Here is a 17,871-nt window from a genome sequence, read left to right as displayed (position 1 = left end):
GACGACCAGTGCTGCGTTACCTGTTGATCCGGATCGCCCGGGCGCTCGCCGTCGTGCTGTGCCTGAGCGCCGTCGTGTTCCTCCTCGCGCATCTGATCCCCGGCGATCCCGCGACCCTGATCGCCGGCGAGAACTCCACACCCGAACTGCGCGCCCAGATCACCCGGGAGCTGGGACTAGACCAGCCCGTGTGGTCGCAGTACCTCAGCTGGCTCGGGCACGCCGTCAGGGGCGACCTCGGAAACTCCCTGCTCGACGGACAGAGCGTCGCCGCGCAGGTCGCCGACCGGCTCCCGGTGAGCCTGGAACTCGCTGTCTACGCCGCGGTGATCGCGGCCGTGTGGGGCGTCCCGGCGGGCATCTGGTCCGCCATGCACCAGGGCAGGGCGGTCGACCGGCTGGTCAACGGCACCGCGTTCCTGGGGCTCGCCTTTCCGCCGTTCGTCGTCGGCACGGTCATGGTCCTGCTGGTGAGCCGGCTGACCCCGGGCTGGCCGCTGTTCTCCTTCGTGCCGTTCGACCAGGACCCCCTGCTGAACCTCCAGGACCTGCTGCTGCCCGCGGTGGCGCTGGGCATCCCGTTCGGTGCCACGCTCTGCCGCTACATGCGGGCGGCCGTCCTCGACGTGGCGGGCCAGGACTTCATGCGAACCGCGGCGGCCAAGGGCGCCGGGCGACGGCGCCTGATGCTGCGGCACGCCCTGCGCAACGCGCTGGTGCCCGTGGTCACCGCGGGCGGTCTCCAGCTCGGGGTGCTGGTCGGCGGCACCGTCATCGTCGAGCAGGTCTTCGCCCTCCCCGGGCTCGGCTCGCTGATCGTCAACTCCATCACCCAGCACGACTTCACGGTGGTCCAGGGGGCGGTCCTCGCGCTGGGCGCCTCCTATGTGGTGATCAACCTGGTGACCGACCTGCTCTACCCGCTCATCGACCCCCGGATCCGGACGACAGGAGCACGCCGTGACGGCTGACACCGCACTGCCCGACACGGGTGCGACCGTGACCGCGACGGCCACCGCGCGACGGCTGTTCCGCGGCTGGAACCCGACCCTCACCACAGGTGTCTGCCTGCTCGGCGGCCTGGTGCTGACCTCCCTCGCCGTCACCGGCCTCGGCCCCTACTCCGCCGAGGACGTCGGCGACGCCCTCCTCGGCGGGCCCACCGGCAGCCACTGGCTGGGCACCGACAACCTCGGTCGCGATCTGTTCACCAGGACCTTCGTCGCCGCGCTGCACTCCCTCCTGGTCGCCTTCGGGGCCACCACGCTGGCCGCGCTGATCGGCGTGCCCATCGGTCTCCTCGCGGGCTACACCGGCCGGCGGGTGGACGGTGTGCTGATGGCGGTGATGGACATCGCGATGTCCATCACCTCGGTGCTGCTCGCGCTGGTGCTGGTCTCCGTGTTCACGCCGGGCACGGCCGTCCTCGTCGTGGGCATGGGGCTGATCTTCGTACCGTACTTCGCCCGGATCGTCCGCGCCCCGGCGCTGACCGTGCGCGAGCGCGACTTCGTCTCGGCGGCCCGGATCGCCGGGGTGCGCCCGCCGGTGATCATCGGCCGCCATGTGCTGCCGAACGTGCTGTCCGCCGCGCTCGTCCAGTACGCCAACACGGCGGCGACCTGCGTCCTGGTGGAGGCGTCCCTGAGCTATCTGGGCCTCGGCATCCAGCCGCCCACACCCAGCTGGGGCCGAATGATCTTCGAGGGCCAGCGCTACATGGCACACGACCCGCTGCTCGTGATCGTCCCCGGGATCACGCTGGCCGTGGCCACGGCAGCCTTCGGCCTGATCTCCGACGGCCTCCAGGAACGGATCGACCCGCGCGGCACCCGCCGTACCCCCTGATCCGCCCCTCTCTCTTCGCTGGTCTCCCCCCACCTCCTGACACCTCTCCTCGCTCACCCAACCCTCAGGCACAGGCGGTCATGATCATGAATCACGGGTACACCCGCAGAACCACCCTCGCGCTCGGCGGCGGCACGCTGGCCGCGGCCCTCCTTTCGGGGTGCGGTGGCACGGCGACCACGGCCGGCAAGAGCAACGGCAAGCCCGTCAAGGGCGGTTCCCTCACCATCGGCCTCGACGCCGAGCCGACCACGGGCTTCGACCCGCAGGTGGCGCAGGCCTACGCCGACCAGCAGATCGTCGCCCAGTTCTACGAGGGTCTGCTGAGCCTGGACGACAAGGGCCAGGTGCAGCCCGGCCTGGCCAAGAGCTACCGGCAGGTGGACGCCACCACCCACCGCTTCACCCTCCAGGACGGCGTGACCTTCCACGACGGCAGCGAACTCACCACCGACGACGTCGTCTTCAGCCTGGAGCGGCTGATGGACCCCGCCATCAAGTCGCCGTTCACCCAGCAGTACAAGATCAAGAAGGTGACGGCGGTGGACGCGACCACCGTGGAGGTCAAGCTCAGCGCCCCGCAGCCGTCCCTGTACCACTTCCTGGCCCGCCCCTGGAGCGGCGCCGTCATGAGCAGGAAGTGGACGACGGCCCACACCGAGGACCAGATCAAGACGGCGGAGAACGGCACCGGGCCCTTCAAGCTCACGAAGTGGACCAAGGGCGTCTCCATCCAGCTCGCCGCTCACACCGGCTACTGGCAGAAGCCGAAGCCCTACCTCTCCTCCATGACCTACCGGCTCATCCCCGACGAGACCTCGCGGGTGGCCTCCCTGCGCTCGGGCGCCGTACAGCTGATGGCCTTCCGCGACCTGCGGCTGGTGGACGACCTCAAGAAGACGGCCGGCGTCACCGAGGCCAACGGGCCCCTCGACTCCAGCGTCTGGATCAACATGAACACGCTGAGCGGACCGCTCGCCGACAAGCGGGTGCGGCAGGCGTTCAACCTCGCCGTCGACCGCCAGGCACTGATCAAGACCCTCGGCGGCGGCGACTCCGCGACCCTCGGCTATGTCATCCCGCCCCAGGACCCGTACGGCACCACCCCGACCTCCGCCGACACCGTCTACGTGCAGAACCAGGCCAAGGCCAGGGAACTGCTCCGGGCCGCGGGCCAGACCAAGGTGAGCCTCGAACTGGTCGCGCCGAGCGACCCGGCCTACGGCCCCGACATCTCCGCCATGGAGCTGATGAAGGCCCAGCTGGCCCAGGTCGGCATCACCCTCAACCTCAAGCTGACCCCGTTCGCCTCGATCGTCCCGCGTGTGCTGTCCGGCGACTACAGCAACATGATCATGATGACGAGCGTGCTCAACGCCGACCCGAGCCAGTACCTCAGCCTCTGGTTCGCCAAGGGCGGTCCGGCCACCAAGGTCAAGGACCAGCACCTGTGGGACCAGATGGCCGCCGCGGCGGCGGAGAGCGACGACAACAAGCGGGTCACCCTCTACCACCAGCTCGCCCGGTACATCGCCGACCAGTGCTACCTGATGGTGCCCTACGCCAAGGCGGTGCGCGGCGAGGCCTGGACCGACAAGGTGAGCGGCTACCGGCCGGACGCCACGGCCACCCGTCTGGAGCTCAAGAACACCTGGCTGGCCTCGTGACCACCGGTGCACCGACCACCGCGCCGGCCGCCACCGCGGCCGGCGCCGGCGGCCGGGTCCTCGACGTCTCCGCGCTGCGCATCGGCTTCGGCGGTTCGGAGGTCGTCTCCGGCGTGGACCTGCACGTCGAACGCGGCGAGGTGGTCGGCCTGATCGGCGAGAGCGGCTGCGGCAAGTCCAGCGTCGCCCTCGCCGCGATGGGTCTTCTCGGACCCGGCGCCTCGGTCGCCGCCGACCGGCTGGAGGCCTGCGGCACCGACCTGCTGAGCAGCGGCCCCCGCGACCTCCAGGGCCTGCGTGGCAACCGGGTGGCCATGGTGTTCCAGGAACCCATGACCTCGCTCAACCCGTGCATGCGGGTCGGCGCCCAGGTGGCCGAGGTACTGCGGATCCACGGCCGGGCCAGCCGCCAGGAGGCCCGGGACCGGGCCGTGGAACTGCTGCGCGCGGTGGAGATCCCCTCACCCGAGCGCAGGGCACGGCAGTTCCCGCACGAACTCTCCGGCGGTATGCGGCAGCGCGTCGTCATCGCCATCGCGATGGCGGGCGACCCGCAGCTGCTGCTGGCCGACGAGCCGACGACCGCGCTGGACGTCACCGTGCAGGCCGAGATCCTGCACCTGCTCCGCTCGCTGCAACAGGAGCACGGCATGGGCGTGCTGCTCATCTCGCACGACCTCGGCGTCATCACCGCCATGTGCGACCGGGTCCAGGTGATGTACGCCGGGCAGGTCGTCGAGTCCGGCACGACCGGCCAGGTGCTGACCGCACCGCGGCACCCGTACACCCGTGCGCTGCTCGCCGCGGTGCCGCGGATGCGGGACGGCGACGGTACCCGGCTCACCGCGATCCGTGGCCAGCTCACGGACGACGACCGCCGCCGCCCCGGCTGCCGCTTCGCGTCCCGCTGCCCGAGCGCCGCCGAGGCCTGCGCCGCCCCGCAGCCGCTGCGCGAGGCAGGCGAGGGGCGGACGTCGCGCTGCTGGCGCGAGCCGGAGGAAGAGACGACGACGAAGGGTGACGGCGATGAATGAGACGCCGGTCGAGGTGAGGACGGACGACGACACCGGGGGGCCGCTGCTGGAACTCGCGGGGGTCGGCCACACTTTCGGGCACGGGCACGGGCCCGGCCGTTCGGGCGTCCGGGCGGTGGACGACGTCTCGCTCACCCTGGGCCGCGGCGAGACCGTGGGCCTGGTGGGTGAGTCCGGCTGCGGCAAGAGCACCCTCGGCCGGATCGCCACCCGGCTGTACCGGCCCACGCAGGGGGCCGTGCGGTTCGAGGGCCGGGACATGACCCACCGTCCGGACGGCACCGACCTGAAGGCCTTCCGCCGTGCGGTGCAGATGGTGTTCCAGGACCCCAACAGCTCGCTCAACCCCCGGCTGCCCGTGGGCGCGAGCATCGAGGAGCCGCTGCGGGTGCGGCGGATGCCACGGGCAGACCGGCGGGACCGGCTGGCGCGAGTGCTGGAGGAGGTCGGCCTGGACAGTACGGCCGCCGTCCGCTACCCGCACGAGTTCTCCGGTGGGCAGCGCCAACGCCTCGCCCTCGCCCGCGCGTTGGCCCCGCAGCCCGCCGTGATCGTCCTGGACGAGCCGACCTCCGCACTGGACGTCTCCATCCAGGCGCAGATCCTCAACCTCCTCCAGGACATCCAGCGACAGGACCGCATCGCCTACCTGTTCATCTCGCACAACCTCGGTGTGGTCCGCCATCTCAGCAGCCGGGTCGCCGTGATGTACCTCGGCTCGATCGTCGAACTCGCCCCCTCGCGGCGGCTGTTCGAGGCGCCGCAGCACCCCTACTCCCGGGCGCTGCTGTCCTCCGTCCTGGAACCGGGTGACACTCCCGGCACGGGCGGACGGATCGAGCTGAAGGGCGAACTGCCGTCACCGACGGACGTCCCGTCCGGCTGCCCGTTCTCCTCACGCTGCTGGCTGGCCGACGACCGCTGCCGTACCGAGCGGCCCGTACTCGTCGAGCAGGCCTCCGGCCATATGACGGCCTGTCACAAGCCCGGCGAGGCCGGGTGATCAGAGGGCACCGCCCGCAGCAGCGCCGACACGAAGCCCAGGACATCGTCCGTCAGCAGGTTGGGCTCGGCCACGACCACCCGTGAACACGACTCCGGCCGCCGGGCGGCCAGCAGGATCGCGGCGTCCATCAAATGCCCGACAAGCACCGCGCTCCGAACCGCACAGTGGTCGAGGACGGCCGCGACCGTGTCGGCGGAACCCGGCCCGTGGAGTTACACATGCGGGACACCCTCGCCAGGAATGTCGATCCGGCGCACATGAGCGGCGGCCGAGGGAACACAAAGGGACCGCATCAGCGCTCCTGGGCCCTGTCCAGGCCGCCGAAGTCACGGTGCGCGGACGCCTCGGACTCCGGCGGCTGCCGGGTCTCCTGCGGGTGCCGCAGCGGTACGACGCCCACGCAGTGGCCGTCCCGGTCCAGCAGCCGCCCCATGTGCTTGACCGTGCTCAGGACCACCGAACGGTCGTCGATCCGGAGCCGCGGCAGCCGTCGCGAGAGATGGACCTCGAAGGTGTGCACATCGGCGAGCGTGCGCAGCCAGACGTCGATCACCAGGTTGTGGGGCCCGGTGTCGATCGCGCAGGACCGGACCTCCCGCACGCCGGACAGGACCCGACCGGTCTCCGCCAGGTACTGGGCGGGCACGGACGCGAAGTACACGGCGGACAGCGGCCACCCGGACAGCGGCCTGGCCACGTCACAGCGCAGGCTCACCCGGGAGGCGAGCAGCGACTGGAGCCGACGGCGCACCGTGGTCGCACCGCCGCCGGTGGCATCCGCGAGGTCGCAGATCGACATCCGGCCGTCCGCGCTGAGCAGTTCCAGCAGCTGTGCGTCCAGCGGATCCCAGGCCGGCGCGGTGGTCGCCCGCTGATCCGGCGGGACGTCCGCGAGGCGGCCGGCCTCCAGACGGGCGCACTGTGCGTCGTCCAGTTCGCGCAGTCGCCAGCGGCTGCCCTCGGTGGGCACGCCGGTCGAGACGTGCGTCCGGGTCGCCCGGACCCCCGGCGTCCGCTGGAACAGCGCGGTGGTGAGTCGGGCCAGTTCGTCGAGGTCCGCGGCCTGCACGGTGAGCATCAGATCGCGGCCACCCGCGGTGAGTTTGACGTTCGCCGCCGAGTGCTCCGCGGCGAGGGCCTGGGCCACCTCCTGGGCCCGGCCGGGCTCGGTGTCGACCTCGACGATGCCGGTCACCACGATGCGGTGGTCGGACAACCGGGGATAGGCGGTCACCCAGGCCAGGCCCGCGTCGCGCAGCCGCCGCCAACGCCGGGCCGCCGTCACCGGGTTGACCGCCAGCACGTCCCCCACCAGCGTCCACGGGGCCCGCGGATGGACCTGAAAGTCACTCATGCCGGGAGCACAGGGACGACCCGAGCACCGGCGACCCGCTCCGTTCCGCTCAGCAGACCCCCCGCCGCAGCGGCCTCAACCCTTCACATGCTCTTCCCGAGCCCGCCCGGGTGACCTTCGCGCGCGCAAGGTCGATACTGCGCTCAGGAGAACTGCGCCACTCGCGGTCACGGCCCCGCCCACACCTGACAAACAGTCACCGAACTCGGCATTCAGTCAGCATCAGCCTCGCCACGACCCGCCGTGGACCGCCATGGGGCGCCAGGACCAGGACCCGGAGAAACCAGTCTCTGACCTGCAAAGGAGCAGGTCAGAGACTAGTCTGGTAGCGTTACTTGGAGGATCACATGAAGATGTTGATCAACGTTCCGGAGACCGTGGTGGCGGACGCGCTGCGGGGCATGGCGGCGGCTCATCCCGACCTCACCGTGGACGTGGAGAACCGGGTGATCGTACGGCGCGACGCGCCCGTCGCCGGGCAGGTCGCGCTGGTCTCGGGCGGCGGCTCCGGGCACGAGCCGCTGCACGGCGGATTCGTGGGCCCCGGGATGCTGTCGGCCGCCTGTCCGGGCGAGGTGTTCACGTCCCCGGTTCCGGACCAGATGGCCCGGGCCGCCGCGGCCGTGGACAGCGGGGCCGGGGTGCTGTTCATCGTGAAGAACTACACCGGTGACGTGCTCAACTTCGACATGGCCGCCGAACTCGCCGAGGACGAGGGCATCCAGGTGGCGAAGGTGCTCGTCAACGACGATGTGGCCGTCACCGACAGCCTGTACACCGCGGGCCGGCGCGGCACCGGCGCCACCCTGTTCGTCGAGAAGATCGCCGGCGCGGCCGCCGCCGAGGGGCAGCCGCTGGAGCGGGTGGAGGCCGTCGGGCGCCAGGTGAACGAGAACTCCCGCAGCTTCGGTTTCGCACTGAGCGCCGTCACCACCCCGGCCAAGGGCACCCCGACCTTCGATCTGCCGCCCGGCGAGCTGGAGTTGGGCATCGGCATCCACGGCGAGCCGGGCCGGGAGCGGCGGGCCATGATGACCTCCGGCGAGATCGCCGACTTCGCGGTCAACGCCGTCCTGGAGGACCTGCCCCCGCGCGATCCGGTCCTCGTCCTGGTCAACGGCATGGGCGCAACCCCGCTCCTCGAGCTGTACGGGTTCAACGCCGAGGTCCAGCGGGTGCTCGCCGAGCGCGGTGTCACGGTCGCCCGCACACTGGTCGGCAACTACGTCACCTCCCTGGACATGGCCGGTGCCTCGGTCACGCTCTGCCAGGTCGACGAGGAGCTGTTGCGGCTGTGGGACGCACCGGTGAGGACACCGGCGCTGCGCTGGGGGATGTGAGCGACATCGACACCACCGACCCGCGTCCGTACCGCAACGCAAGGAGATCCAGTGCTCGACGCCGACTTCTTCCGCCGCTGGATGGCGGCGACCGCCGCCTCCGTCGACCGCGAGGCGGAGCGGCTCACCGCCCTCGACTCACCCATCGGGGACGCCGACCACGGCAGCAACCTCCAGCGCGGCTTCAAGGCGGTGGTCGCCGCGCTGGAGAAGGACGCGCCCGACACCCCGGGGTGCGTGCTGACGCTCGCCGGACGCCGGCTGATCTCCACGGTCGGCGGCGCCTCCGGGCCGCTGTACGGCACGCTGCTGCGCAGCACGGGCAAGGCTCTCGGTGACGCGGCCGAGGTCAGTGAGGCCGAGCTCGCCGAGGCGCTGCGGGCCGGGGTGGACAAGGTCATGGCGCTCGGCGGGGCCGCGCCCGGGGACAAGACGATGATCGACGCCCTGGTGCCGGCCGTCGACGCGCTCGGCGACGGTTTCGGGGCGGCGCGGGCCGCCGCCGAGCGGGGCGCCGAGGCGACGATCCCGCTGCAGGCCCGCAAGGGCCGGGCGAGCTATCTCGGCGAGCGCAGCATCGGCCACCAGGACCCGGGCGCCACCTCGTCGGCGCTACTGGTCGCGGGACTCGCGGAGGCGGCCGGTGAGTGACGACAAGCTGGTCGGGATCGTGCTGGTGTCGCACAGCGCGGAGGTCGCGGCGTCCGTCGCGGAGCTGGCCAAGGGGCTGGCGGGCGGCGCCACGGCGGTGCCTCTCGCCCCGGCGGGCGGCACCGAGGGCGGTGGGCTGGGCACCAGCGCCGAACTGATCGCCGCGGCCGCCGCGGCCGTGGACCGGGGTGCGGGGGTCGCCGTCCTCACCGACCTGGGCAGCGCGGTCCTCACCGTGAAGGCGCTGCTCGCCGAGGGCGACGAACTCCCGGAGGGCACCCGCCTGGTGGACGCCCCGTTCGTCGAGGGCGCGATCGCCGCGGTCGTCACGGCGGCCACCGGGGCCGGCCTCGACGCCGTGGAGGCGGCGGCCACCGAGGCGTACACCTACCGCAAGGTCTGAACACCCCCTACGACAGCCCGCCCGCCACGGTCGCGAGCGCCGCACGCAGGGTCGCCCTGAACTCGGCCTCCGCCGTGGCCGCGGCCACCGTCCGGTCGGCGACGCGCCAGACGTGGTACTCGGCGCCCGCGCGCAGGGCCGCGTTGAGCGCGGCCGCCTGGATGGTGGTCCGCAGGTCGTCGGCGGGGACCCCGGCACGTTCGGCGAGGGCGCGGGCGAACGCCGGTTCGGCCTCGTCGTAGGACTGGAGCCACTCCGCGCGCAGGCCCGGTTCGCTGCGGGTCAGCCGGATCAGGGCGCCCATGGTGGCATGGTCCGGGCTGTGCACCAGGCTGCCGTCCATCACGGCGCACTCCAGGGCGTCCTCCAGGGGCCGGCCGGGACGCCAGGCGCGCAGACCGTCGGCGACGGCTTCGATGCCGGCCGCGAACAGCGGCCGTACGCAGGCTTCCTTGCTCGGGAAGTACCGCCACACCGTGCGTGCCGAGATCCCGACCGCCCGGCCGATCTGCTCGCCCGTGGTGGCGGCCACGCCCTGGGCGACGAACAGGTCCACCGCGACGCGGGCGATCTCCAGTCTGATCTCGGCCTTGCGCTCCTCGGTCAGGGGCGGGCGTCCCGTGCGTCCCGCTGCTGCGGTCATCTGCTCCTCCGGTGCCGGCGACTGGTGATCGGAATTCTCCCCGAGGTGGCGGGCGGCGGAAAGTTCCGGTCGCCACTTCATGTCACTCAGAGACATTAAGTCGTATGGTGTGTCCGGCACAGGGCGCAGTGCGCCCACGAACCACCTGACAGGAGCACCACATGACCAGCGGACTCGACGGACGCGGTGTCATCGTCACCGGCGCGGGATCGGGCATCGGGCGGGCCGCCGCCCTGGCCTTCGCGAGGGAGGGCGCCCGGGTCCTGGTCGCCGATCTGAACGCCGAGGCGGCGGGCACGGCGGTCGAGGAGATCGAGAAGGCGGGCGGTACGGCCGTGGCCGTCACCGGCGACCTCAGCGAGCAGTCCGTGGTGGACCGGGTGGTCGCGACCGCCGTGGAGCGGTTCGGCGGGGTGGACGTCCTGGTGAACAACGCCGGGATCATGGACCGGATGTCGGCACTGGCGGACGTCAGCGACACGGAGTGGGAGCGGGTGATACGCGTCAACCTCACCGCTCCGTTCCTGCTCACCCGGGCGGTGCTGCCGCACATGCTGGCCGCGGGCCGGGGTGCGATCGTCAACACCGCCTCCGAGGCCGGCCTGCGCGGCAGCGCGGCGGGCGCCGCCTACACGGCCTCGAAGCACGGGGTCGTCGGCCTGACCAAGAACCTGGCCGTGATGTACCGCAACCAGGGCATCCGGGCCAACGCGATCGCCCCCGGCGGAACCAGGACCGGCATCCAGATCGACCTGGAGGACGGCGCGCACGGGCCGGCCGCACTCGGCCCGTACTTCGGCAACGTGGGCCAGATCTCCGAGCCCGAGGAGCAGGCGGCGGCGATCGTCTTCCTGGCCTCGGACGCGGCCCGCAACATCAACGGCGCGATCCTGCCGGTGGACAACGGCTGGGCGGCCGTCTGACCCGCACCGCCGGGCCGGCGGACCGCCCTCCCGCCGGTGTCGGCGGCCGCCGGCCCGTCCGGTCAGTCCTCCCCGGCGAACTCCGCCGCCAGCCGCTCCCCCTCCGCCTCCGCCGCCTCGCGGTCCTCGATGGGCTCGACCCCGGAGTCCTTGAAGACGATGTAGGTGACGCCGGACGCCACCCCGCCCGCCCGTGGGTCGGGGTTCATGCCCAGCGCCTTGGCGGTGGCGTACGAGGCCTCGCCGATGATGTCGCGCGGTCCGGTGTCGCCGACGACCGCGTACTGCACCCGGTCCTTGTAGATGACCGCGGCCACCGCGCCGCCCCGGACGCCGGACGCCCGGTGGTTCCAGCGGCCGCTGACGCCGGGTACGACGACGTAGGGCAGCTCCTCTGCGTTGAGCTGACCGCCGTCGGACTGCTGGAAGGCGGTGGCGGCGAAGAACGCCGGGTCGGCGGCGCGGTTGCAGTGGGCGGTGACCCGGCCGTCGCAGTCGATGTCGAGGTCGGCCTTCCAGAAGACGGCCTGCCGGGTGTCGCACACGGGGACGGTGGCGGCGGTACCGGCGTCGGAGCGGTAGCGGCCCTTGGAGACCTGGACACAGTCCTGCACCCGGGCCAGCAGGTCGGTGGCGGTGATCCGGTGCCGGGCACCGGAGGCCGCGTAGGAGACCGCGGGGGCGGGCAGTGTGGCCGGGGCGAGCAGGGCGGCGCCGGCCGCAGCCAGCGTCAGCGACTGGACACGCACGATGAGGGACCCTTTTCGTGGGGGACATGGAGTCACCGGAACAATCTGGTGCGGGTCCGGCGGTCGGGCCAGCAACCGAAGGCCGTACAGGGCCGTTCGGAGCAACGAAACTGACACTTCGTGAGAGGCAGCCGAGGACCGGGGCGCTGAACCGGTGTCGGCCCAGTCCGCCCCGGCCGCCCGTGCCGGCGCGGGATCAGCGACGACAGCGTTCCGCGCCACAGGCGCGAACTCCCCTGTTCTCCGGGGAAGTTCGACCGCAGGGCACTCAGCATACGTAACTCTCCCCCGCCGACCGCAATACGGCCCTCTTGATGTCCGCATGCCGAGCAGGTCATATTGGTCCGGACCATTGCCGTGCTGCCGTCCCAGGGGAGGCGGAACCGTGCACCGAGTTGCCGTCGTGGTCTGCGTCCTGTTGTTCGCGTCGTCCTGCGGCTGGGGCGGGTCCGCCGACAGCGACAGCGGCCGGCTGCCCGGCGCCCCGACGGGTGTCACCGCGGCGGCCGGGAGCGCCACCAGCGTGCACGTCATGTGGAACGCGCTGCCGGACGGTTCCGGGATCCGCGGCTATGAGGTGTATCGCGGCACCACGAAGGTCGAGGAAGTGCCGGGGTCCGAGCACATGGTGGACGTCACCAGGCTGCGGCCGTCCACGGTGTATGTGTTCACCGTGCGGGCCCGGGGCGGGGACGGCAGCCTCGGGCCGCGCAGCCGTGCGGTCCGGGCGACCACACCGGCGATGGCCGCGGCGGACCGCTCGGCGCCGACCCGTCCCGCCCGGCCGGACGGCCGGGCCGTGGGCAGCCGTGCGGTGCAGCTGTCCTGGGGCGCCTCCAAGGACGACCGGGCCGTGGTGTCGTACGACATCTGGCAGGGCGGCGCCAAGATCCACAGTGTGGGCGGGAACCAGACCGCGGCGGTGGTCACCGGGCTGCGGCCGGGCACCCGCTATGTCTTCACCGTCCGGGCCCGGGACGCGGCCGACAACCTCTCGCCCGCGAGCACGGCGGTACGCCTGACCACGCCGGGCACCGGCGACGGCCGGGACACCGCGCCGGCCGCGTTCACCGCGCGGACCCACGAGGAGAGCGGGGCCTACTACCTCGACCTGGCCTGGGATCCACCGCAGGTGGACGGTGTGGTCACGGAGTACCAGATCCGGCTCGAAAGAGGTACGACCACCTCCCTGGTGTGGGGAGGCACCCCGCCGAAGGGCCGTGCGGCCTACAGCTTCTATGTGGGCCGGGACCATGGGGCCGTCCACCATGTGCGGCTGCGGGCGCGACTGCCGGACGGCACCTGGGGCGGCTGGTCGGCGGAGCGGACCGTGACCACGGGCACCTGATCCGCATCGCGCATCCGGGCCTGGGCCGGACGGAGGAAGAAGTCACCTGGTCGGTCGCCCTCCGGGTGCGGGACGCGCCGGGGCCCCTTTCGCTGAACCTGAGGCAGCACGGGCGTTTCCCGACCCTCGGCGGCGCAAGGGACGTTCCGCCAACCGTGCCGCTGGAGGACAGCCCATGCGCACTACACGACTTCTCCTCCGCTCCGGCCTGACCCTGGCGGCCGCCGCCGCGATCCCGACCTGGCTCGCAGGGCCGTCCGCCGCGCTCTCGGGCATCTCGGTGAGCACCATCGGCACCACGGTCTCGGTGGTCACCAGCGCCTGCACCCAGAGCAACGGCAGCTGGGGCAACGCCTCGCTGCTCAACAGCGGCCAGACCGCCTTCGCCCAGGGGCGGCAGGTGGCCCTGGCGGGCACCACCGTGAGCCAGTCCGCGGCCTGGTCAGGGGTGTCTCCGGGCACCTACACGGTGGTCGTCGTCTGCTCCAACGGCGGTACGGCGGGCACCCAGTCGGTGATCGTGTCCGGAGCCAACGCGGCGCCCACGACCTCCTCCACCACCCGGTCGGCCGCGCCGGCCGCGCCCTCCCGGGGCGTGATGGGCGGCATCGGCGGCGCCGCCCGGGACTACGGGCCGCTCACGCTCGGCATCGGCGCGGCGCTGGTCGGCTCGGGCCTCATCGCGACGGGCTGGTACCTGCGCAAGCGCTCGAAGCCGTACCGGCTCTGAGCGGAACTCGTGCCCCGTAAGGGGCGCGGGGAACTGCGCGACCAGCCCCCACCGGCCCGCAGTGGACGAACCGCACAACCAGCGAAGCGCTCAGCCGTCTGCGGCCCGATCCGCCGGACAGCCCCTAGGGCGGTCGGGGAGTTCGCCGAACTCTTCGACCGCATGGCCGAGCCACTGCGTCCAGAAGGTCTCCAGGTCGATGCCGGCCCGCAGCACCAGGTGCCGCAGCCGGTCCTCGGGGGCGTCCTTGCCCGGTGGGAAGTCGCGGCGCTGGATCTCCTCGTACTCCGCCAACTGCCGCCGGTGCAGCTCCAGATGGCGCCGCAGGTCGGCTTCGAGTCCGTCCGTGCCGACCACGGCCGCCGCCCGCAGCCGCAGCAGGAGCACGTCCCGCTGCGGCTTGGGGTCCTGGGAGGCGGCGGTCCAGCGGGCCAGTTCGGCGCGGCCCGCGGGCAGGACCTCGTAGCTCTTCTTCTGCCCACGGGCCGGCTGCTCGGCCGGCAGGGTGCGGATGTAGCCCTCGGCCTCCAGTTTTCCGAGCTCGCGATAGATCTGCTGGTGCGTGGCCGACCAGAAGTAACCGATCGACCTGTCGAACCTGCGGGTCAGCTCAAGCCCCGACGACGGCCTTTCGAGCAGGGCGGTGAGGATCGCGTGCGGGAGTGACATGGGCTCATCCTAGGGACGGGCGATCACAGGGCGGCCGCCAGCTCGGTGCCCTGCTTGATGGCCCGCTTGGCGTCCAGCTCGGCGGCGACGTCGGCACCGCCGATGAGGTGCGCGCTGCAGCCGGCGGCGACCAGTTCCTCGTACAGGCCCCGGCGCGGTTCCTGCCCGGTGCACAGCACGACGGTGTCGACCTCCAGGACCGTGCGCTCCCCGTCGACGGTGACGTGCAGTCCGGCGTCGTCGATCAGGTCGTACTGCACGCCCGGGACCATGGTGACGCCGCGGTGCTTGAGTTCGGTGCGGTGGATCCAGCCGGTGGTCTTGCCGAGTCCGGCGCCGACCTTGCTGGTCTTGCGCTGGAGCAGGTGGACGGTGCGCGGGGGCGCGGGGCGCTCGGGGGCGGCCAGCCCGCCGGGGCCCTGGTAGTCCATGTCGACGCCCCAGTGCCTGAAGTACGTCGCCGGATCGTCGCTCGCCTTGTCGCCGCCGTCGGTGAGGTACTCGGCGACGTCGAAGCCGATGCCGCCGGCGCCGAGGATCGCGACCCGGTCGCCGACGGGGGCGTTGTCGCGCAGCACGTCGAGGTAGCCGACGACGCGGGGGTGGTCGATGCCGGGGATGTCGGGGGTGCGCGGGCTGACGCCGGTGGCGACCACGACCTCGTCGTAGCCGGTGACGTCCTCGGGCTCGACGGTCGTGTTCAGGCGTACGTCCACGCCGTGGGCGTCGAGCTGGTGGCGGAAGTAGCGCAGGGTCTCGTCGAACTCCTGCTTGCCGGGGACCTTGCGGGCCACGTTCAGCTGGCCGCCGATCTCGGCCGAGGCGTCGAACAGGGTGACCTCGTGGCCGCGTTCGGCGGCGGACACCGCGCAGGCGAGGCCGGCCGGACCGGCGCCGACGACCGCGACGCGCTTCTTCAGCCGGGTCGGGGCGAGGACCAGTTCGGTCTCGTGGCAGGCGCGCGGGTTGACCAGGCAGGAGGTGATCTTCCCGCTGAAGGTGTGGTCGAGGCAGGCCTGGTTGCAGCCGATGCAGGTGTTGATGGCCTCGGGCGTACCGGCCGCGGCCTTGTTGACGAAGTCGGGGTCGGCGAGCATCGGGCGGGCCATGGAGACCATGTCGGCGAAGCCCTCGGCGAGCAGTTCCTCGGCGACTTCCGGGGTGTTGATGCGGTTGGTGGTGACCAGCGGGACGGACACGGCGCCCATCAACTTCTTGGTGACCCAGGTGTAGGCGCCGCGCGGGACCGAGGTGGCGATGGTCGGGATGCGGGCCTCGTGCCAGCCGATGCCGGTGTTGATGATGGTCGCCCCGGCGGCCTCGACGGCCCTGGCGAGGGTGATCACCTCGTCGAGGGAGGAGCCGCCGGGCACCAGGTCCAGCATGGACAGCCGGTAGACGATGATGAAGTCGTCGCCGACGGCCTGGCGCACCCGGCGGACGATCTCGACGGGGAACCGCATGCGGTTCTCGTACGAGCCGCCCCAGCGGTCGGTGCGGTGGTTGGTCTGCGCGGCGATGAACTCGTTGATCAGGTAGCCCTCGGAGCCCATGATCTCGACGCCGTCGTAACCGGCCTGCCGGGCGAGCCGGGCGGCGCGGACGTAGTCGTCGACGGTGCGCTCGACGTCGGCGTCGGTCAGCTCACGGGGCGGGAAGGGGCTGATCGGGGCCTGCAGGGGGCTCGGGGCGACCAGGTCGCGGTGGTAGGCGTACCGGCCGAAGTGCAGGATCTGCATCGCGATCCGGCCGCCCTCGCGGTGCACCGCCTCGGTGACCGCCCGGTGCTGCCCGGCCTCCTCCTCGGTGGTGAGCTTGGCGCCGCCCTCGTACGGCCGGCCCTCGTCGTTGGGCGCGATGCCGCCGGTGACGATGAGGCCGACTCCTCCGCGGGCCCGGGCCGCGTAGAACTCCGCCATCCGCTCGAAGCCGCGCTCGGCCTCCTCCAGGCCCACGTGCATGGAGCCCATGAGTACGCGGTTGGGCAGGGTGGTGAAGCCCAGGTCGAGGGGTTGCAGCAGGTGCGGGTAACGGCTCATCGGGCCCTCCGTGCGCGGTGTCGTCACGGTAGTTGTAGAGGACCGCGCACGGATTATGCAACTAGTTGCACAAGGGCATGGGCGCGACGTGTCTCAGATCACCGGTCACCGGCTTTCGAGCAGGACGTGCAGTTCCCTCTCCTGGTCGCCCGAGGCGGAGGACAGGTTGCGGACGGCGAACAGGGAGTCGAGGGTCGTATGCAGCCGGCTGATCGCCCAGTAGCCGCCCTGCGCGTCGGCCTCGACCGTGGCCGAGAGCCGGGGCGGCGGGGTGCACTCGTGGGCGTCGGTGACCTCGAACGTGCCGAGCCACACCATCGGGCGGGTCTCGTGGAGCTGTTGCGGCACGTCCTCGGCGGCCCGGTCGGACTCGAAGCACTGGCACAGCGCGTCGAACACGATCCGGGCGTCCTCCTTGCTGCATCCGCTGATCTCGAGGGAGACGGGTTCTTCGTGCAGTCGCTCACGGGCCATCGTGATCGCTCCTCTCATGGCGATGGCGCGGTAGCCCGGGTTCCCCCGCGAACCGCGCCATGCCAACAGAAAAGCACCATTTTCGGGGCACGTACCACTCGCGAAGGGGGCTCAGCTCCGGGTGAACTTGTAGGTCTTGCTGTCCGTGAGGATGCAGATGCTCGGCGACATCACGATGACGCGCAGGGTGCCGGTGCGCCGGTCGTAGTCGATGCCCTCGGCCTCGAAGGTGCCCGAGCAGGAGCTGCGCAGCGGGAGCTGGCGCAGCGCCGTGACGTGCCCGGTGACGTTGGCGGAGCCGGGCTGGGCGGACAGGTCGATCTGCAGGAGCGGCTTGGTGTAGCCGAAGAGGCTGCCGTCCGGGTCGTCCGAGGAGCACAGCAGCGTGGTCGCACTGGAGAAGTCGCAGCCCTGCACGTCACGCACGGCGTGGTCCAGGTTGACCACGGAGGCGAGCGGGAGGTTCGCGGACGGCGAGGTGCTCTTGTTGGCACCCGGCGTCGGGAAGACCAGGAAACGGGTCATCGTGCCGTACTCGCCGGAGAGCATGTACTGGCTGTCGGGCGTGATGGCGTCCCACGAGTTGTTGAGGGCCTCGCCCGAGGCGAGCGTGTGGACGTACTCCGACCAGGTGCCGTCGGGGGCCTGCGCCCGGTACATCTTGGCGGTGCCGGAGTCCGCCTGGTAGGGCTCGACGTAGTAGCCGTCGTAGGACTCGTCGGGGTCGCCGACGTGGTTCCAGCCGCGGCTGGAGACGCCGATCGGGATGGCGCCGATGCCGGTGTACCGGTTCGCGCTGTTGGCGGGGACCTCGACCGAGGTCAGGCCCTGGCTCTCGGTGAGCGGGTCGGCGCGGTCGGAGCCGGTCTCGGTCCAGGTGTCGGCGGCGGAGGCCGGGGCGGCGGTCGCGAGGACCAGGGTGGTGGCGAGGGCGACCAGGGCGGTCAGGCCTGCGCGACAACGATGCCGGGGGGACGCGGGCATGGAAGCCTA

General features: G+C 71.9%; 19 protein-coding genes. 11 read left to right on the top strand and 8 right to left on the bottom strand.

From position 1 onward, the window contains the following. Positions 1–8: 8 nt before the first annotated feature. The 5 genes from ABZ887_RS03200 to ABZ887_RS03180 all read left to right on the top strand — a co-directional run bounded on the left by ABZ887_RS03200 (position 9) and on the right by ABZ887_RS03180 (position 5,552). Positions 9–971 carry an ABC transporter permease gene (locus tag ABZ887_RS03200; protein WP_361282306.1) on the top strand — a complete coding sequence of 321 codons (963 nt, stop codon included), beginning with the start codon at positions 9–11 and terminating at the stop codon, positions 969–971. Beyond that, positions 961–1,848 carry an ABC transporter permease gene (locus ABZ887_RS03195; protein WP_361282304.1) on the top strand — a complete coding sequence of 296 codons (888 nt, stop codon included), beginning with the start codon at positions 961–963 and terminating at the stop codon, positions 1,846–1,848. Before ABZ887_RS03200 ends, ABZ887_RS03195 begins: the two co-directional genes overlap by 11 nt. An 86-nt stretch (positions 1,849–1,934) precedes the next feature. After that, complete coding sequence (locus ABZ887_RS03190; RefSeq protein WP_361282302.1) at positions 1,935–3,515, top strand: ABC transporter substrate-binding protein; 1,581 nt, start codon at positions 1,935–1,937, stop codon at positions 3,513–3,515. Continuing rightward, a complete protein-coding gene (locus tag ABZ887_RS03185; protein WP_361282300.1) occupies positions 3,512–4,549 on the top strand; it encodes an ABC transporter ATP-binding protein in 1,038 nt (345 codons plus the stop codon). The genes ABZ887_RS03190 and ABZ887_RS03185 overlap by 4 nt, the downstream gene beginning before the upstream one ends. Beyond that, positions 4,542–5,552 carry an ABC transporter ATP-binding protein gene (locus tag ABZ887_RS03180; RefSeq protein ID WP_361282298.1) on the top strand — a complete coding sequence of 337 codons (1,011 nt, stop codon included), beginning with the start codon at positions 4,542–4,544 and terminating at the stop codon, positions 5,550–5,552. Before ABZ887_RS03185 ends, ABZ887_RS03180 begins: the two co-directional genes overlap by 8 nt. Here ABZ887_RS03180 and ABZ887_RS03175 read toward each other — a convergent pair. Together ABZ887_RS03175 and ABZ887_RS03170 are read right to left on the bottom strand one after the other, a co-directional pair. Then, the gene (locus ABZ887_RS03175) at positions 5,528–5,683 is read right to left on the bottom strand and encodes a hypothetical protein (RefSeq protein WP_361282296.1); all 156 of its coding nucleotides are present in this window, start codon (positions 5,681–5,683) and stop codon (positions 5,528–5,530) included. The two genes, ABZ887_RS03180 and ABZ887_RS03175, sit on opposite strands and share 25 nt — an antisense overlap. Positions 5,684–5,847: 164 nt before the next feature. Beyond that, the gene (locus ABZ887_RS03170; RefSeq protein ID WP_361282294.1) at positions 5,848–6,909 is read right to left on the bottom strand and encodes an Lrp/AsnC family transcriptional regulator; all 1,062 of its coding nucleotides are present in this window, start codon (positions 6,907–6,909) and stop codon (positions 5,848–5,850) included. Positions 6,910–7,256: 347 nt separating this feature from the next. Between ABZ887_RS03170 and dhaK the strand changes: the two genes are divergently transcribed. Genes dhaK through ABZ887_RS03155 form a run of 3 tightly spaced genes read left to right on the top strand, consistent with a single transcriptional unit; the run spans position 7,257 to position 9,303 of the window. Beyond that, on the top strand, positions 7,257–8,249 hold the full coding sequence (dhaK, locus tag ABZ887_RS03165; protein ID WP_361282292.1) for a dihydroxyacetone kinase subunit DhaK: 993 nt from the start codon (positions 7,257–7,259) through the stop codon (positions 8,247–8,249). A 51-nt stretch (positions 8,250–8,300) separates the two neighbouring features. Then, positions 8,301–8,900, top strand: coding sequence for a dihydroxyacetone kinase subunit DhaL (dhaL, locus tag ABZ887_RS03160; RefSeq protein ID WP_361282290.1), 600 nt, complete (start codon positions 8,301–8,303; stop codon positions 8,898–8,900). Next, positions 8,893–9,303 carry a PTS fructose transporter subunit IIA gene (locus ABZ887_RS03155; RefSeq protein WP_361282288.1) on the top strand — a complete coding sequence of 137 codons (411 nt, stop codon included), beginning with the start codon at positions 8,893–8,895 and terminating at the stop codon, positions 9,301–9,303. Before dhaL ends, ABZ887_RS03155 begins: the two co-directional genes overlap by 8 nt. 7 nt (positions 9,304–9,310) lie before the next feature. On the opposite strand, the gene ABZ887_RS03150 is transcribed toward ABZ887_RS03155, so the two are convergent. Then, complete coding sequence (locus ABZ887_RS03150) at positions 9,311–9,946, bottom strand: helix-turn-helix domain-containing protein (RefSeq protein ID WP_361282286.1); 636 nt, start codon at positions 9,944–9,946, stop codon at positions 9,311–9,313. Between the two features lie 161 nt (positions 9,947–10,107). On the opposite strand from ABZ887_RS03150, the gene ABZ887_RS03145 reads away from it, so the two are divergent. Then, on the top strand, positions 10,108–10,869 hold the full coding sequence (locus tag ABZ887_RS03145) for a glucose 1-dehydrogenase (RefSeq protein ID WP_361282284.1): 762 nt from the start codon (positions 10,108–10,110) through the stop codon (positions 10,867–10,869). A 62-nt stretch (positions 10,870–10,931) separates the two neighbouring features. Here ABZ887_RS03145 and ABZ887_RS03140 read toward each other — a convergent pair whose 3' ends face one another. Continuing rightward, on the bottom strand, positions 10,932–11,618 hold the full coding sequence (locus ABZ887_RS03140) for a glycoside hydrolase family 75 protein (protein ID WP_361282282.1): 687 nt from the start codon (positions 11,616–11,618) through the stop codon (positions 10,932–10,934). 385 nt (positions 11,619–12,003) lie between these two features. Between ABZ887_RS03140 and ABZ887_RS03135 the strand changes: the two genes are divergently transcribed. Both ABZ887_RS03135 and ABZ887_RS03130 read left to right on the top strand, forming a co-directional pair. After that, positions 12,004–12,966: a fibronectin type III domain-containing protein gene (locus ABZ887_RS03135; protein ID WP_361282280.1), complete on the top strand. Its 963-nt coding sequence runs from the start codon at positions 12,004–12,006 to the stop codon at positions 12,964–12,966. A gap of 175 nt (positions 12,967–13,141) precedes the next feature. Then, positions 13,142–13,696, top strand: coding sequence for a hypothetical protein (locus ABZ887_RS03130; protein WP_361282278.1), 555 nt, complete (start codon positions 13,142–13,144; stop codon positions 13,694–13,696). A gap of 90 nt (positions 13,697–13,786) precedes the next feature. Here the strand turns inward: ABZ887_RS03130 and ABZ887_RS03125 are convergent, their stop codons facing one another. The 4 genes from ABZ887_RS03125 to ABZ887_RS03110 form a co-directional block, all read right to left on the bottom strand. Continuing rightward, complete coding sequence (locus ABZ887_RS03125) at positions 13,787–14,365, bottom strand: PadR family transcriptional regulator (RefSeq protein WP_361282276.1); 579 nt, start codon at positions 14,363–14,365, stop codon at positions 13,787–13,789. 23 nt (positions 14,366–14,388) lie between these two features. Beyond that, positions 14,389–16,404 (bottom strand): NADPH-dependent 2,4-dienoyl-CoA reductase, encoded by a 2,016-nt coding sequence (locus ABZ887_RS03120; protein ID WP_361282274.1) that lies wholly within the window; start codon positions 16,402–16,404, stop codon positions 14,389–14,391. A 105-nt stretch (positions 16,405–16,509) separates the two neighbouring features. Continuing rightward, positions 16,510–16,878, bottom strand: coding sequence for a hypothetical protein (locus ABZ887_RS03115; RefSeq protein WP_361282272.1), 369 nt, complete (start codon positions 16,876–16,878; stop codon positions 16,510–16,512). A gap of 111 nt (positions 16,879–16,989) precedes the next feature. Then, positions 16,990–17,862, bottom strand: coding sequence for a hypothetical protein (locus tag ABZ887_RS03110; protein ID WP_361282270.1), 873 nt, complete (start codon positions 17,860–17,862; stop codon positions 16,990–16,992). Between the last annotated feature and the right edge of the window lie 9 nt (positions 17,863–17,871).

This window comes from Streptomyces sp. NPDC047061 (genome assembly GCF_040643955.1).
In the GTDB taxonomy this organism is placed as follows: Bacteria; Actinomycetota; Actinomycetes; order Streptomycetales; family Streptomycetaceae; genus Streptomyces.
This window is presented reverse-complemented; position numbering and strand designations above follow the sequence as displayed.